Here is a 15148-nt window from a genome sequence, read left to right as displayed (position 1 = left end):
TTCGCGGAGATCCCGATGAACCGACCCCGTCTCATTGCCCTGATCATTTCGGCGCTCGCCCTGGGCGCTCTCGGCGTGCATGCCCAGGTCGAGCCGGTCACCGGCACGACCCCCGCCTCGGCGGCCTCCGGCCCCGTCAAGGGCGCCGACGGCAGCGAGACCTGGCCCAGCGGCCTGGTCTACCGCTCGCTGAAGGAGGGCACCGGCCCGAGCCCCAGCACCACCGACGTCGTGAAGGTCCACTACCGCGGCACGTTCACCAACGGCAAGGAGTTCGACAGCTCCTACACCCGCGGCCAGCCGGCGGAGTTCCCGCTCAACCGCGTCATCCCCTGCTGGACCGAGGGCGTGCAGAAGATGAAGGTCGGCGGCAAGGCCAAGCTGACCTGCCCGCCGAACATCGCCTATGGCGCCAAGGGCGCGGGTGGGGTCGTCCCGCCGAATTCGACGCTGCAGTTCGACGTCGAGCTGCTCGGCATCGCCGGGAAGCAGTGACACCCGCGGCGACAATCGCCGCATGCAGGTTTCCTCGTACTTGAAGCTCTCGGTGGCCACTGCGGTGGCCACCATCGTGCTGAAGACCGGGGCCTGGTGGCTCACCGACTCGGTGAGCCTGCTGTCCGACGCGCTGGAGTCGCTGGTCAACCTGGCCGGCGCGATGTTCGCGCTGGCGATGGTCACGCTGGCCTCGCGTCCAGCCGACGAGGGCCACCCCTACGGGCACCACAAGGCCGAGTACTTCTCCAGCGGCTTCGAAGGCGTGCTCATCATCGCTGCCGCGCTGGGCATCATCTGGGCCGCGATCGAGCGCTGGCGCCACCCCCAACCGCTGCAGGCCCTGGGCATCGGCATCACGCTTTCGGTCGTCAGTTCGGCCATGAACGGCGTGCTGGCGTGGGGCATGCTGCGCACGGCCCGCGTGCACCGCTCCATGGCCCTGGAGGGCGATGCCCGCCACCTCATCACGGACGTATGGACCAGCGCCGGCGTCGTCGCCGGACTCGTCGGCGTCAGCACCACCGGCTGGGCCTGGCTGGACCCGCTCGCGGCGCTGATGGTCGCCGCCAACATCCTGCGCGAGGGCTACTCGCTGATGAGGAGCTCGGCGAACGGGCTCATGGATCACTCCCTGGACGACGAAGACCGGCAGGTCATCGACAAGGTGCTGGCCGGCTTCGCCCACCCGACCATCCGCTTCGACCACCTGACCTCCCGCCGCGCCGGCTCGCGCCGCTTCGTCGACCTGCACATGCACATGCCGGCGAGCTGGACGCTGCAACGCGCGGCGGCCCTGCGCACCGATGTCGAACAGGCCCTGATGAGCGCCGTGCCCGGCCTGCGGGCCAGCATCCAGCTGCTGCCGATGGATGTCGAAGCGCATTTCGGCGACGAGAAGGACCTGATTTGATCGGACTCATCCAGCGAGTGAGCGCAGCACGAGTCGAAGTGGGCGCGCGCGTGGTCGGTGCCATCGGCCCCGGCCTGCTGGTGCTGGCCTGCGCCGAGCCGGCGGACGGCGAGGAGCAGGTCGAGCGCTTCCTGGCCAAGCTGCTCAAGCTGCGCATCTTCAGCGACGAGGCGGGCAAGATGAACCGCAGCGTGCAGGACCTGGACGGCCGCGGCCAGCCGGGCGGCCTGCTCATCGTCTCCCAGTTCACCCTCGCCGCCGACACCACCGGCGGCAACCGGCCCAGCTTCACCGGCGCCGCGCCCGCCGAGCAGGGCCGCGCCCTCTACGAGCTGCTGCTGCAGCGGGCACGTGCGCTGCACAACGGCGAAGTCGCCGCAGGCGAGTTCGGCGCCCACATGCAGGTGCACCTGGTCAACGACGGGCCGGTGACCATTCCCCTGCGCATCGCCTGAGCTTGCGCCTGAACTGACACGCCTCGGCACGGGATGCGTTGACATCCCGCAAATGTCCATCCCGGTGCCTGCCGTAGCCTGTGCCCATCACTCGGCCCAGACGGAGATGCAGCATGAAGACGTTCTCGCTCCTGACCATGGCCCTGGCCACGATGGTGGTCGGCCCTGTGCATGCCGACCAGAAGCTGGTGGAGTCCAAGCAGTGCCTCGGCTGCCATGCCATGGCGCAGGACGGTGCCGCCCCTGCGTTCAAGCGCATCGCCGCACGCTGGCAAGGCCGCCCCGAAGCCGAGGACGTCATCGTCAAGACCATTCGCCAAGGGTCGGCCGGCACAGGCGGTCCGCACTGGAACAAGGCCAAGATGCCGGACCAGGCGGAGCGGCCGCAGGTCAGCGAAGCAGAGGCCAGGCAACTGGCCGCGTGGATCCTGGCTCAGTGAGTCCCTGACCCGCCTGCGGGGCGGGCCAACAGCGCCGCCAGCCGGGGCATGGCCCGCCCGGCATTGGCGCTGGTGGCTGTCGCGGTGTCCCGCAAAGACCAGCCTCGCAACTCGGCCAGCGACTCGGCAATGCGTGGCAGCTCGGCCGGCTCGTTGCGGCTCGTCTCGCCCGCCGCGCGCTCGACGGCGGTCTTGTAGAGCCACTGCGGCGGGATGTCCGGCGCATCGGTCTCCAGCACCAGCACGTGATCCGGCAACTCGGCGGCCAGCGCGCGGATGTTGAGCGAACGGTCGAAGGTGACGGTGCCGCCGAAACCCAGCGCGAAGCCGTGCTCGACGAAGGCATCGGCTTGCTGGCGGCTGCCGTTGAAGGCGTGGCAGATGCCGCCGCTCACCTCGATGCGCCGCAGGCCCTTGAGCAGGACGTCGGCGGACTTGCGAACGTGCAGGATGACGGGCAGGCCCGCATCGCGGGCGATCTTCAGCTGCGCCTGGTAGAAGCGCTCCTGGCGCTGCCCGTCCTGCCCGGGGACGAAGAAGTCCAGGCCGATCTCGCCCACCGCGACGAGGCGCTCGTCATCGCGCCAACGCCGCAGCGCTTCGGCCAGGCGATCCAGATCCTCCTCGGCCGAGCGGGCGACGTACAGCGGATGGATACCCAACGCGTAGGCGTGGCCGTGGCGGTGCGCCAGGCTGCGCACGGTGTCGAAGTTCGAGGCATCGATCGCCGGGATCACCATCGTCGACACGCCCGCCGATCGTGCCCGCTCGACCACGGCCTCCCGGTCGCTGTCGAATTCAGGGGCGTCGAGGTGGCAGTGGGTGTCTATCCAGTTCATCGCGGCGTGTTGCCGGGCTCCGGCGGTCGCCAGCGGGCGTGCGCGCCCCGGGCACCTTCGCCTTCGCCCCGGGCGCCACCTCCGCCCGGGCCGCGCAGCAATCGCGAAGGACCGGGGCCGGACGGCGGCAACAGGAGTTCAGGCGGTACGGCCTCCAGGCCCAGCTGGCTGCGCAGGTCGGCGCGCAGCTCCTCGATCAGGGCCTGGCAATCGGCGTTCTCGCCCCGCACCAGCGCGTGGGCACAGGTCGCGGCCATCTCGACCTGCTTCAGGCTGCCGAACAGCACGATGTCGGCCAGCGCCTCTTCCAGCTGCGTGCGGTGCTCGGCCCCTGCCGGCGTGAAGGAGCCGGCCAGCGAGCGGTAGGCGACCACCAGCGATCGCAAGCGCTCGGTCTCCTGCCGGTTCTCCCGCTGCCGCTTGTGGCGCACCCGCAGGAGGATGAACAGGCGCACCAGCAGCAGCGCGATCGTCACCGCGACCGGCACGATGATCGCGAGCGGGTGGATGTCGTCGAGGCCGCCGCCGAATCGCATGGCCGTTCAGTCGGTGACCGAGAGGCGGCCCGCGTCCAGCCGGAGCTGGCGATCGCAGCGTGCCGCCAGTGCAGGATCGTGGGTGACCAGCACGAAGGCCAGCCCGCGTTCACGGGCCCGCGCGATCATGAGCGCGAAGACGCGATCCGCCGTGTCGCGGTCCAGATTGCCGGTGGGCTCGTCGGCGAGCACGCAGGCGGGATCGGCCACCAGCGCGCGCGCGAGCGCCACGCGCTGCCGCTCACCGCCCGAGAGCTCGCCCGGCCGGTGCAGCACCCGCTCGCCCAGCCCCACCTCGGCCAGCGCGGCGCGGGCCTTGTCGTGCGCCTGCTGGGTCTTCATGCGGCGGATGCGCAGCGGCATGGCCACGTTGTCCAGTGCGCTGAACTCGGGCAGCAGGTGGTGGAACTGGTAGACGAAGCCCAGGTGCTGGTTGCGCCACTCGCCCTGCTCGGCCGGGCCCATCTGGTCCAGCCGGCGGCCCATCAGCGTGACGGTGCCGGCGGTCGGCGCATCGAGCGCGCCCAGCAGGTGCAGCAGCGTGCTCTTGCCCGACCCCGAGGCGCCGACGATGGCCAGCGTCTGGCCACCGAAGATCTCCAGGTCCACGCCGCGCAGCACGTGCACGTCGAGCGGGCCTTCGTGGAAGCGCTTCTGCAGCCCGGTGCACTGCAGCACCGCGGGCGGCCGCGTCGCGCGGTCGACATCACTCATAGCGCAGCGCCTCCGCCGGGTTGACGCGGCTGGCGCGCCAGCTGGGGTAGAGCGTGGCCAGGAAGGCCAGCACGAGGGAGATCAGGGCGATGGGCAGGATGTCGGCCATCTGCGGGTCGCTGGGCATGCGGTTGATGAGATAGACGCTGCTGGGCAGGAAGGCCACGCCCAGGGTGTGCTCTATGGCCGGCACGATGACGCCGATGTTGAAGGCGATGAGCAGCCCCAGGCCCACGCCGGTCAGCGTGCCGATCACGCCCGCCGTGGCGCCCTGGACGACGAAGATGCCCATCACCGAGCGCGGGCTCGCGCCTATGGTGCGCAAGATGGCGATGTCGGCGCGCTTGTCGGTCACCGTCATCACCAGCGTCGAGACCAGGTTGAAGGCGGCGACCGCCACGATGAGCGTGAGGATGATGAACATCATCCGCTTCTCGATCTGCACCGCGTCGTACCAGGCGGCGTTGGTCCGCGTCCAGTCGCGCACACGCACCTCCGGGCCCAGCGTGTCGGCGAGTCGCCAGCCGACCTCGCGGGCCTTCTGCACATCGGCGAGCTTGAGCTGCACGCCCGTCGGGCCGTCGGTGCGGTAGAGCTTGGCGGCGTCGTCGAGGTGGATCAGCGCCAGCGCGCTGTCGTACTCGTAGTGGCCGACGTTGAACACGCCCGCCACGGTGAACTGCTTGAGCCGAGGCACCACGCCGGCCGGCGTCACCTGGCCGCCGGGAGCGATCAGCGTGACCGGGTCGCCCACCTTCACGCCGAGGGCCCGAGCCAGCTCGGCGCCCAGGACGATGCGCCACGCGCCGGGCTGCAGCTGGGCGAAGGTACCGTCGGACTGCAGCTTCGAAGCCAGGTCGGTGATCTGGCTCTCGGCGGCCGGCAGCACGCCACGCACGATGGCGCCGCGCATGTCCTCGCCTCGTGCAAGCAGCGACTGCACGGCGATGAACGGCGCGGCCGCCACCACCGCCGGATCCTCCTTGGCCTTGGCGGCGACCGCCTGCCAGTCGGGCAACGCCCCGCCCTGCGGCTGCAGGATCTCGACGTGCGCGATCGCCGACAGCATGCGGTCGCGCACCTCCTTCTGGAAGCCGTTCATCACGCTCAGCACGACGATCAGGGCCATCACGCCGAGCGCGATGCCGATCACCGAGACGAAGGAGATGAAGGAGATGAAGCCGTTACGCCGGCCGGCGCGGCCGGCGCGCGTGTAGCGCCAGCCAATCTGCCACTCGTAGGGCAGCGCGGAAGTCCAACTCATCCGGGCATGCTACCTTGCAGCGACATGCCCGCCGGCCGGGGTTCACTTCGGCGGAATGTCCACCCACCAGTCGTTGAACATCGGTTCCTTGTCGGTGCCGATGCTCTTGAGGTAAGAGGCGAGCCGGCGCACGTCCTTCTCGTCCAGAAAGTCGGCGAAGGAGCGCATGCCGCCCTCGCGTCCGAACATCACGGCCGAGCGGACTTCGTCGATCTCCTTGCCGGCGATGGGGGGCCCCATCCCTCCTTCGGCACGCATGCCGTGGCAGCTGTAGCAGTTGTACTTGAGGAACAGGCGCCGCCCTTCGCCGATGCGGTTCAGGGGCGCATCGAGGACGGCGTTCTTCGGCGCCGCGGCCGGGGCCGCCGGAGCCGCCGGGGCGGGTGCGGAAACCAGCGCGAGCAGCGTGCCCACGAGCACGGGAGCCAGCCAGATCGTCGTCCGGGTCAAGGTGCGCATGACGGCATCTCCTTGTCAGTGGGTCAGTGGGTGGCAGCCGGCGGCATCAGCGGCACGCCATAGTCGGCGAGGATGGCCTGGACCTGCTTCTCGCGCCGGTCCAGGGCCGCTTGCACTTCCTGCCGCAGCGACTCGTCACCGCGGCGCACGCCCATCGCGAGCTCGAAGCTCAGCGGCAGCTCGGGCACGGTCTCGTCCGGCTCCGCGGCCACCAGCGCCAGGCGGTCACCATGGGCCTTGGCGTAATAGCCGGCGATGGGGCCCCAGACGATGGCCAGGTCGACGTCGCCCTGCGCCACCGCGTCGATGACCCGCGCCGGCGTGTCCTGCTCCTGCTCGTCGCCCCACATGGGATAGCCGCGCACATTGGCGCCCAGGCCATGCTGCCCCAGCAGCATCGCGGGCGGCGGATTCGCGCCTTCCGCACCCAGCGCGTGCAATCCGATCGTCAGCTTCTGCAGGGCCGGGTCGTCGAAGCGGTGGATCTTGTCCAGCCCGCGGTCCCGGCGGCTGACGAAGACGTAGGTCGAGCGGTAGTACGGCCGCGTGGTCAGCAGGGCCTGCCAACCCACTGGCGCGCCCAGCACGAGGTCGCAGGCATGGGCGTTGAGCGTGCGCCGCAGGAAGCTGCGCCGCTGCAGGTTCCAGGCATAGCGCAGCGTGGCGTGCATCTCGTCGGCCAGCAATTGCGCAATGCGGTTCTCGAAGCCCTGCAGGCGCTCGTTCGAGAACGGCAGGTTGGCCGGATCGGCGCAGACCGCCAGTTCACGACCGGGCGGGGGGTCGGACCAGGCGGTGCCGCAGCAAAGCGCAGCCAACGCGATGAAGAGACGGCAATTCATGGCAACTTGAACACGTGGACCATGCCGCTTTCTGCGTCGGGCTTCGGGCCGGCGTTGGTCTTGAGCTTGGCCACGGCCGCGGCCAGAGGCGAGGGGCCGTGCCCTTGCTGCGCCGCTGCCGGGCACGGACCGCCGGCAAAGCCGCCGGCCAGGTAGCCGACGCCCGTGTAGACCGCGATGCGCTGCGTGCCGTCGGGCGCGCTGTAGGCGATCGGGTTGCCGACGATCGGGCATTCGAGCTGGGTCTGGAAGATCACCGAGCCCGTCGTCGCGTCGACCGCCTTGAACCAGCGTTCGAGCGTGCCGTAGAAGACGAGGTTGCCGGCCGTGGCCAGCACGCCGCTGTACACCGGCAGCGTCTCGGTCACGCTCCAGGCGCGTTCGCCCTTGGCGGCGTTCCAGGCCACCAGCTCGCCCATGTAGCCGCCCGGCGGAGGCAGGAACTCGAGGTCGGCGCCCATGAACGGCGTGCCCGCGATGTACAGCGCCTTCAGCGGCTCGAAATTGTTGCAGGCGTTGATCGCCGGAACGTACTGCAGCCCGGTGAGCGGCGAGAAGGCCGAGGGCGCGAACTCCTTGACGCCCAGCGGCGTGGGACAGATGTTCTCGGTGATCCGGCCCTGGTGCGGCCTCATCTCGGAGATGACCTTGGGTTCGCCGGTGGTCCGGTCCACCTTCTGCGCCCAGGTCGCCAGGCCGACCTTCTCGGCCACCAGCACCTCGCCCGTCTTGGCGTCGAGCGTGTAGCCGAAGCCGTTCTTGTCGACGTGCATCAGCACGCGCCGGGGGAAGCCGCCGATCTTCAGGTCGGCGACGATGCTTTCGCTGATCGCGTCGTAGTCCCAGCCGTCATGCGGCGTCAGCTGATAGGCCCAGACGGCCTCGCCGGTGTCGGGATTGCGGGCGAAGATGCTGGCGCCCCACTTGTTGTCGCCCTTGCGCATGCTCGGGTTCCAGACGCCCGGGTTGGCCGTGCCGTAGTAGAAGAGGTTCAGCGTCGGGTCGTAGGTGAACCAGCCCCAGGCCGTGCTGCCGCCCTGCTGCCACAGCGTGCCGGGCCAGGTCGTCACGCCGAGGTCGGTGCCCTGGTCCTTGGCGTAGTGCGGCTTGAAGTTGGGGCCGATCAGCACCTCGGCATCCGGCCCGGTGTTGTAGGCCTTCCAGATCGTCTTGCCGTTCTTCAGGTTCAGCGCCTGCACCCAGCCGCGCACGCCGAGCTCGGCGCCCGAGTTGCCGACGAGGACCTTGCCGTTGATGATCAGCGGCGACATGGTCATGGTCTCGCCCCGGTGCGGATCGCCCAGCTTGACGCGCCAGACCTCCTTGCCGGTCACCGCATCGACCGCGACCGTGGTGGTGTCCAGCACGTTGTAGACGATCTTGCCGTCGCCGTAGGCGGCACCGCGATTGACCGTGTCGCAGCAGGCCACGCCGTGGGCATAGACGTCGGCGCCCGGGGTGTACGTCCAGCGCACGCTGCCGGGGGAGTCCAGGTCGAACGCGATGAGCTTGTTGGGGAACGGCGTGACGACGTACATCGTGCGGCCGATGACGAGCGGCTGGCCCTCGTGGCTGGCCACGGCGTTCGTCGGCGCGGAGAACTCCTCCACCAGCGACGCCACGTTGGCCGAGTTGATCTGCGACAGCTCGCTGAAGCGTGTGCCCTGCACCGTGCCGGAGGGTGTCGTCCACTCGCCCCCCGCCCCTTGGGCCGCGGCCGTCACCGGCAACAGCAGCACCGCCAGCACGGCGGCCGCGAGGCCCGACGATGACCTGGCCTCTGCTTCGCACGCAAACCTGATCGCACCCATGGCAGCCCCTCGTGTCGACGAGGCCCGGATACTGGGCCGCCATCCGGACCTTGCACAGCCCACGAATGAATGGGGCCTGGCCAGCAGGGACTTGCAACCAAACGGCCTCAAATCGGCACTCAGGCTGAATGCCGCACGAAGCGAATCAGGCCGGCGGGCACGTCAGGCCGGCACGCGCCCCATGCACCGCTGAAGGCATACGCTGAAGGTGCTGCCCTGACCCGGGCGGCTGGCGACCGCGATGGTGCCACCCATCTGGGCCATTAGCAGCTTGACGATCACCAGGCCGAGTCCCGTGCCCTCGATGCGCCAGTGGCGGGTCAGGCGCTTGAAGGGCTGGAACAGCGTCTCGATCTCGTCGGCCTCCATGCCCTGCCCCTGGTCGCTGAAATCGATCCACAGGCGACCCTCCTCGACGCGATGCGCCACCTCGAGGCGGCCGCCGGGGCGGTTGTACTTGCAGCCGTTCGTCAGGAGGTTGACGAAGACCTGCTCGAGCCGGGCGGCATCCGCCCGGACCTTCATCGGCTCCGACGGCAGCGAAGCCTCGATGGCGATGCCCAGCGCCTCGCGCTGGGGCTCGACCTGGTTCAGGGCGGCGCGCAGCACCGGCCAGGGCTCGACCTCCTGCACCTGCACCCTGACCTGGCCCGCATCGATGCGGGTCACGTCCAGCACGTCCTCGACCAGGTGCAGCAGGTGCGTCCCGGCCGCCACGATGTGCCGCGTGCGCTCCACCGCGCCGGCGGGCAGGGCCTGTTCCCCGTCGTTGAGCATCAGCTGGGAGAACCCGAGCACCGCGTTCAAGGGCGTTCGCAACTCATGGCTCAGGCGCGACAGGAACTCCATCCGCGCGCGGGCCACTCGCTCGGCGGCGTCCTTCTCGAGTGCCAGGCGGGTCAGCTCGTCGTTGCGCTTCAACCGGCGGGCGGCGCCCGACAGGACCGAGGCGCCCATCAACAGTGCCAGTGCGACCACCGCCACCTCCAGCAACAGCAACGTCGCCCGCGATGCCTGGCCGAGCGACTCCGAGAAGTGCTTCTCGCGGGCGACCAGCTGCGCGTCGAGCTGGTCCAGCCGCCGGTGCACCTGGGCGGCTTCGGCCTGCGGCAGTGGCGAAGACTGCTGCAGACGTTGCCGCAAGGCGTGCCCTTCCAGCCTCAGCTCGCCGATCAGCTGATCACCGGCGCGCCAATCGATCACGGCTTCCTGCATGAGAGGACTGCGGCTGAAGAGGCGATACAGCCAGATCATGCCGTCCACGTCGCCCGCATCGTTGCCGCCCCGCAGGAAGCCGTTTCGCGCCTCCTGCACGTCCACGTGCTCGGCATCGAGCGCTTCACGAGCCTCGCGGTCGCCGAGCGGCACGTCGAGCGCAGCCTCGAATCGGCTGAAGGCCGCCGGCGACGCTGTGTCGGCGTACACGCGCAGCTGGGCGACCGCCGTGCTGCGGCTCTTGGACCACAGGCTCTCGCCTCCCACGAAGGCCCTGACCGCCGACAACAGCTGGTAGCCACCGATGCACAACACCAGCAGCACCGCGATGACCACGGCAAACGGCGCCAGCACGCGCACGGCCGACACGCGGCGAAGTCCGGTGGCGATCATGACTCGCCCCGGACATGACGGATTGGGCCGCCGCGACTAGCGTGCGGCGGTCGATGTGAAGGAGATTGGTGCGGCATGGCTTCCCGGGTGCTTGATGGGCCAAGCCTGCGGGAAAGGGGCCGCGCGGCCGCCGGCAAAGTGCCGACGGCCAGCAAGGCGCGGCGCTGCGAGAGCGCCCCACCTGCATGGCAGCCCCGCTGTCCTGGACTCGCGCGATGCCCGAGGCCGAGGACCGGTGGCTTTGCGACCCCGGCTTTCGCGCGGGTGTGCCCTGGTCATGTCTGGAAAGAGGATTCGACTGTAACGGCAGCCTTCAGGGCAAGCCGCGATCCCGGCCGGCGGGCGCCCGGCCGGCGTCGATAATTCACCGATGCACCTGGTGCTCCCCTTCGCCTCCGCCCTTTCGCCGGCCGCTGGTCACGCCCTGTCGACTTTGCAGCTGCCCTCCCTGGAACGACTGCTGGCGCGACTGGAGCCGGCCGAGCGCAATGAGGGCGACGAGTTCAGCCTCACGCCCCCTCACGAGCGCGCCCTGGCGCGCGCCTGGGGCTGGCCGCAGACGCCCGATGGCCTGCACCCCTTTGCCGCCCTGGCGGCCCGGCGAGACGGGCTGCCCGAAGCTCCTGCCGGGCAGGCCTGGGCCCTGCTCACCCCCGCGCACTGGCACGTCGGCACCGACCAGATCTCGCTCGGCGACCCTGCGGCTCTCGGGCTGGACGCGGCCTTCTCGCGCCTGCTTTTCGAGTCGCTCGTGCCGCTGTTCGACGACGAGGGCTGGACCCTGCTGTGGGGCGCGCCGACGCGCTGGTACGCCCACCACGAGAGCCTGGCTTCCATCCCCAGCGCCTCGCTGGACCGTGTGATAGGCCGCAACGTCGACCTCTGGCTCGGCGACGATCCCGGCGCCCGGCGCGTTCGCCGCCTGCAGGCCGAGGCGCAGATGCTGCTGCACCGTCACCCCTTGAACGAAGCCCGCGAGGCCGAAGGCGTGCTGCCAGTCAACTCGTTCTGGCTCAGCGGCACAGGGACCACGCAGGCCACGCCATCGCAGGGTGCCACTATGGTCGACGATCGCCTGCGCGCCCCCGCCCTGGCCGAGGACTGGGCAGCTTGGGCCGAGGCCTGGCATGCCCTGGATGCCGGGCCGGTGGCGGCTGCGTTGCGCGCCGCCGAGGCGGGCGACGAAGTGCACCTCACCTTGACCGGCGAGCGCCACGCCCAGACCTTCGCCCCCGCGGCACGCCCGTGGTGGCGGCGCGGCCTGCTGGCCCCCAGACACCGGCACGCCGCCCCCTGGCTGGCCGCCCTTTGAAGCATCTGCCTTGAGCTCCCCCACCCTGCTGACCCGCGACGTGCCGCCGCGCACCGTCTTCGCCCTCGAACAGAGCGGTGTCCATCCCTTGCTCGCGCGACTGTTCGCCGCCCGCGGAGTGACCCTGCCGGCCGAACTCGACGATGGCTTCGGGCAGTTGCTGCCACCGGCCGACCTGAGAGGGGCGGCAGAGGCCGCGCGCCTGCTGGCCGATGCCATCGAGCAGCGGCTGCGCCTGTGCATCGTGGCCGATTACGACTGCGACGGCGCCACGGCGTGTGCCGTCGCGCTGCGAGGCCTCGCCATGCTGGGCGCCGCCCCCGGCACGCTGAGCTACGTGGTCCCGGACCGCCAGGTGCACGGCTACGGCCTGACACCCACCATCGTCGACCTGGCGCGGGCCCAGAGGCCCGACGTGCTGGTCACGGTCGACAACGGCATCGCCAGCCACGCCGGCGTCGCCCATGCGCGCGCCCTCGGCCTGCGGGTGCTGGTGACCGACCACCACCTGCCCGCCCTCGTCGATGGCGCCGTGGTGTTGCCAGACGCCGACGTCATCGTCAACCCGAACCAGCCCGGCTGCGGCTTTGCGAGCAAGTCGCTGGCCGGTGTCGGCGTGATGTTCTATACCCTGCTCGCGCTGAGGGCCGAGCTGCGCGCGCGAGGGCGCTTCGATGCCGCCACGCAGCCCCGGCTGGACGCACTGCTCGACCTCGTCGCGCTCGGCACCGTGGCCGACGTCGTGCGGCTCGACGCCAACAACCGCCGCCTCGTCGCGCAGGGCCTCAAGCGCATCCGCGCCGGCCGCATGCAGCCCGGCGTCTCGGCGCTTTTCCAGGCGGCGGGCCGCTGTTGCGAAAGCGCTTCCGCCTTCGACTTCGGCTTCGCCCTCGGCCCCCGCATCAACGCCGCCGGCCGCCTGGCCGACATGACGCTGGGCATCGAATGCCTGGCCACCGACGATCCGCAACGCGCCATGCAGCTGGCGCTGCAGCTCGACGCGATCAATCGAGAAAGACGCGAAGTGGAAGCCGGCATGTGCGAGCAGGCCGAAATCCTGCTGGAAGAGCTCTCCGCGCGCGTGGCCGACGGCAGCGGGGCGCCGCCCGCGCTGGTGCTGTTCGACCCGGCCTTCCACGAGGGCGTGGTCGGCATCGTGGCCGGCCGCATGAAGGACAGGCTGCACCGGCCGACCTTCGTCTTCGCGCTCGGCAGCGACGGCCTGCTCAAGGGCTCGGGCCGATCGATCGCGGGCTTCCACCTGCGCGATGCGCTGGACCTGGTCAGCAAGCGACATCCGGGCCTGCTGAAGAAGTTCGGGGGCCACGCCATGGCCGCCGGCTGCACGCTGGCGGAGTGCGATGTGGCCACCTTCGATGCCGCCTTGCAGGGCGTGGCGCGCGAGTGGCTGCAGCCCGCCGCGCTGAAGCGCCAGCTGGCCACCGACGGGCCCCTGCCCTTGCACTACTTCAACGCCGAGACGGTCGCGCGGCTCGATTCGCAGGTCTGGGGCCAGGGCTTCGAGGCGCCCGTCTTCTGCGACGAGGTCGATGTCGTGCAGCAGCGCCTGGTCGGCGAGAAGCACCTGAAGCTGCAGCTCAGGCACCACGGCGTGCTGCGCGACGCCATCTGGTTCAGCCACGTCGAGCCCCTGCCCTCGCGCGTGCGCCTGGCCTACCGCCTGTGCCTCGACGAATTCCAGGGCCAGCAGAGGCTGCAGATGGTTGTCGAGGGCGCCGGCTGAGCCCTCACGCGACGCCGGAATCGGCGCGCACCACCGGGATGCGCGAGCCGCGGCAGACGTGATCGCGCGCTCATTGCGCTCCCCTGTTCGAGGGGTCGGCCTAGGTGGCGTTGTGTACGTCGCCTGGGGGATGTTTCCGGGGCTGTGAGGGATGTGTGCGGCGGGCCTCGCCTTCCACACTTTCCGGGCCGATGCAGTGACTGCACGGTGTCCGGAAAGTCCATCCATCCAGGTGAGGAGTGAATTCCCATGAAAGCCTTGAACGTCCTGATGCGCAGCCTTGTCGCAGGCGGCATCGTCTCGCTGCCCGTATTCGTCCTGGCCGCGCAGGCCGACGAAACCACCACGCCCGGCTTCGAGTCGGCGAAGCAGGTCGCCCCGCAAGCCGCCGCCTTCATGGCGCCGGCCAACGTCTTCGTGCCCGAGAGCAGCAAGGAGATGCCCGGCGACGCCGGCGTGCGCGTGCACACCAACTACGTCATCCACAACCCGAAGGGCATCCGCCCAGGCGCGATGAGCGACCTGCGCCTCGCGGGGCCGGCCGACAAGAACGGCTTCGGGGGAGAGGCCACCTTCGCCGAGTACCCCGCCTCGCTGGCGTGCCTGTACAAGATGGGCCCGACCTACGCCGGCTGCGCCCCGGCCAACGACCCGGCCCACAACGCCGTGGGCGGCAGCCGCGCAATCGCGATCGTGATCGCCTATGACTATCCCACCGCAAAGGCCGACCTCGACTACTTCACCAGCTTCTTCGGCCTGCCCACGGCCAACTTCACCAAGGTCATCGCCAATGCAGACGGCCGCTGCGGCACACCCGCGTACAACGCCGGCTGGGCCATGGAAGGCTCGATGGACCTGCAATGGGCCCACGCGATGGCTCCTAGCGCCCGCATCATCCTCGTCGAGGCCTGCTCCAACAGCTACGCCGACATGATGTACGCGGTGGAAACGGCGGGCCAGAAGCTGCTGGCGTACGGCGGCGGCCAGGTTTCCAACAGCTGGGGCAGCGGCGAGTTCGCCACCGAGGTGGACCTGGACGTCTCGTTCCGCAAGAACTGGGTCGCCGGCAAGCCGATCAGCTACATCTTCTCGTCAGGCGATTCCGGCCTGGGGGCGCAGTACCCGAGCTCGTCGCCGTGGGTCATCTCGGCAGGCGGCACCACCATCAACCGCGACCCGGCGACGGGCGCTTTCCAGAGCGAGAGCTGCTGGGCCGGCTCGGGCGGCGGCATCAGCGCCTACGAGACCTACAGCAGCACCTTCGGCAAGGGCACCGGGCCGTGGACGAACTTCCAGTACCCGCTGTTCGGCCAGGCGAGCCGGGCCACGCCCGACGTGTCTGCGGTGGCCGACCCCAACAGCGGCGCCTGGGTGCGCTTCGAAGGCGGCTGGTATGTCATCGGCGGCACCAGCCTCTCGGCACCCCTGATGGCCGGCATCATCAACAACTCCAACAACCGGCTCGGCGTGGCGCCTTCGCCGGGCGGCTACTACTCCAACATGGAGAACAACCTGCTGTACGCCCAACTGGCCACGTACAAGGAATACAAGACCAACTTCTATGACGTGACCACCGGCAGCAACGGCGCGGCCGCGGGCGCGGGCTGGGACTACTGCACCGGCGTGGGCACGCCGCGCGGCAAGCTCGGCAAGTGAGCATCACCCACCCTTGAAGACCAGCCCGGCTTCGGCCGGGCTTTTTGCTGCTCGCTCAAG

15 protein-coding genes and 1 riboswitch are annotated in these 15148 nt (G+C 70.0%); of the genes, 7 read left to right on the top strand and 8 right to left on the bottom strand.

Annotation, left to right across the window (positions count from 1 at the left end; genetic code table 11):
- The first annotated feature begins 15 nt into the window (after positions 1-15).
- The 4 genes from ACS5PM_RS31105 (at position 16) to ACS5PM_RS31090 (ending at position 2303) form a co-directional block, all read left to right on the top strand.
- Positions 16-495: an FKBP-type peptidyl-prolyl cis-trans isomerase gene (locus ACS5PM_RS31105; protein WP_439391947.1), complete on the top strand. Its 480-nt coding sequence runs from the start codon at positions 16-18 to the stop codon at positions 493-495.
- 22 nt (positions 496-517) lie between these two features.
- Positions 518-1408 carry a cation diffusion facilitator family transporter gene (locus ACS5PM_RS31100; protein ID WP_439391945.1) on the top strand — a complete coding sequence of 297 codons (891 nt, stop codon included), beginning with the start codon at positions 518-520 and terminating at the stop codon, positions 1406-1408.
- Positions 1405-1863, top strand: coding sequence for a D-aminoacyl-tRNA deacylase (gene dtd / locus ACS5PM_RS31095; protein ID WP_439391944.1), 459 nt, complete (start codon positions 1405-1407; stop codon positions 1861-1863). The genes ACS5PM_RS31100 and dtd overlap by 4 nt, the downstream gene beginning before the upstream one ends.
- 113 nt (positions 1864-1976) lie before the next feature.
- On the top strand, positions 1977-2303 hold the full coding sequence (locus tag ACS5PM_RS31090) for a c-type cytochrome (protein WP_439391943.1): 327 nt from the start codon (positions 1977-1979) through the stop codon (positions 2301-2303).
- Here the strand turns inward: ACS5PM_RS31090 and ACS5PM_RS31085 are convergent.
- From ACS5PM_RS31085 to ACS5PM_RS31050, 8 genes are all read right to left on the bottom strand, one after another.
- Positions 2297-3142, bottom strand: coding sequence for a TatD family hydrolase (locus ACS5PM_RS31085; RefSeq protein ID WP_439391941.1), 846 nt, complete (start codon positions 3140-3142; stop codon positions 2297-2299). The two genes, ACS5PM_RS31090 and ACS5PM_RS31085, sit on opposite strands and share 7 nt — an antisense overlap.
- Positions 3139-3678 (bottom strand): preprotein translocase subunit YajC, encoded by a 540-nt coding sequence (locus tag ACS5PM_RS31080; RefSeq protein ID WP_439391940.1) that lies wholly within the window; start codon positions 3676-3678, stop codon positions 3139-3141. Before ACS5PM_RS31080 ends, ACS5PM_RS31085 begins: the two co-directional genes overlap by 4 nt.
- 6 nt (positions 3679-3684) lie before the next feature.
- On the bottom strand, positions 3685-4392 hold the full coding sequence (locus ACS5PM_RS31075) for an ABC transporter ATP-binding protein (RefSeq protein ID WP_439391939.1): 708 nt from the start codon (positions 4390-4392) through the stop codon (positions 3685-3687).
- Positions 4385-5656, bottom strand: coding sequence for a lipoprotein-releasing ABC transporter permease subunit (locus ACS5PM_RS31070; protein WP_439391938.1), 1272 nt, complete (start codon positions 5654-5656; stop codon positions 4385-4387). Before ACS5PM_RS31070 ends, ACS5PM_RS31075 begins: the two co-directional genes overlap by 8 nt.
- 42 nt (positions 5657-5698) lie before the next feature.
- A complete protein-coding gene (locus ACS5PM_RS31065) occupies positions 5699-6115 on the bottom strand; it encodes a c-type cytochrome (protein ID WP_439391937.1) in 417 nt (138 codons plus the stop codon).
- Between the two features lie 23 nt (positions 6116-6138).
- A complete protein-coding gene (locus ACS5PM_RS31060) occupies positions 6139-6957 on the bottom strand; it encodes a quinoprotein dehydrogenase-associated putative ABC transporter substrate-binding protein (protein WP_439391936.1) in 819 nt (272 codons plus the stop codon).
- Positions 6954-8768: a PQQ-dependent dehydrogenase, methanol/ethanol family gene (locus ACS5PM_RS31055; protein WP_439391935.1), complete on the bottom strand. Its 1815-nt coding sequence runs from the start codon at positions 8766-8768 to the stop codon at positions 6954-6956. The genes ACS5PM_RS31060 and ACS5PM_RS31055 overlap by 4 nt, the downstream gene beginning before the upstream one ends.
- Before the next feature lie 162 nt (positions 8769-8930).
- A complete protein-coding gene (locus ACS5PM_RS31050) occupies positions 8931-10376 on the bottom strand; it encodes a sensor histidine kinase (protein WP_439391933.1) in 1446 nt (481 codons plus the stop codon).
- Positions 10377-10560: 184 nt separating this feature from the next.
- Positions 10561-10657, bottom strand: a riboswitch (cyclic di-GMP riboswitch).
- 89 nt (positions 10658-10746) lie between these two features.
- On the opposite strand from ACS5PM_RS31050, the gene ACS5PM_RS31045 reads away from it, so the two are divergent.
- From ACS5PM_RS31045 to ACS5PM_RS31035, 3 genes are all read left to right on the top strand, one after another.
- On the top strand, positions 10747-11688 hold the full coding sequence (locus ACS5PM_RS31045) for a hypothetical protein (protein WP_439391932.1): 942 nt from the start codon (positions 10747-10749) through the stop codon (positions 11686-11688).
- Positions 11689-11698: 10 nt separating this feature from the next.
- On the top strand, positions 11699-13432 hold the full coding sequence (recJ, locus tag ACS5PM_RS31040; protein WP_439391931.1) for a single-stranded-DNA-specific exonuclease RecJ: 1734 nt from the start codon (positions 11699-11701) through the stop codon (positions 13430-13432).
- Between the two features lie 249 nt (positions 13433-13681).
- Positions 13682-15088: a S53 family peptidase gene (locus ACS5PM_RS31035; protein WP_439391930.1), complete on the top strand. Its 1407-nt coding sequence runs from the start codon at positions 13682-13684 to the stop codon at positions 15086-15088.
- Positions 15089-15148: the final 60 nt, after the last annotated feature.

The sequence above is a fragment of the Ideonella flava genome, assembly GCF_051857595.1.
Taxonomy (GTDB): Bacteria; Pseudomonadota; Gammaproteobacteria; order Burkholderiales; family Burkholderiaceae_C; genus Ideonella.
Note: the sequence above shows the minus strand (reverse complement) of the source record. Positions and strands in the feature narration are given on the sequence as shown.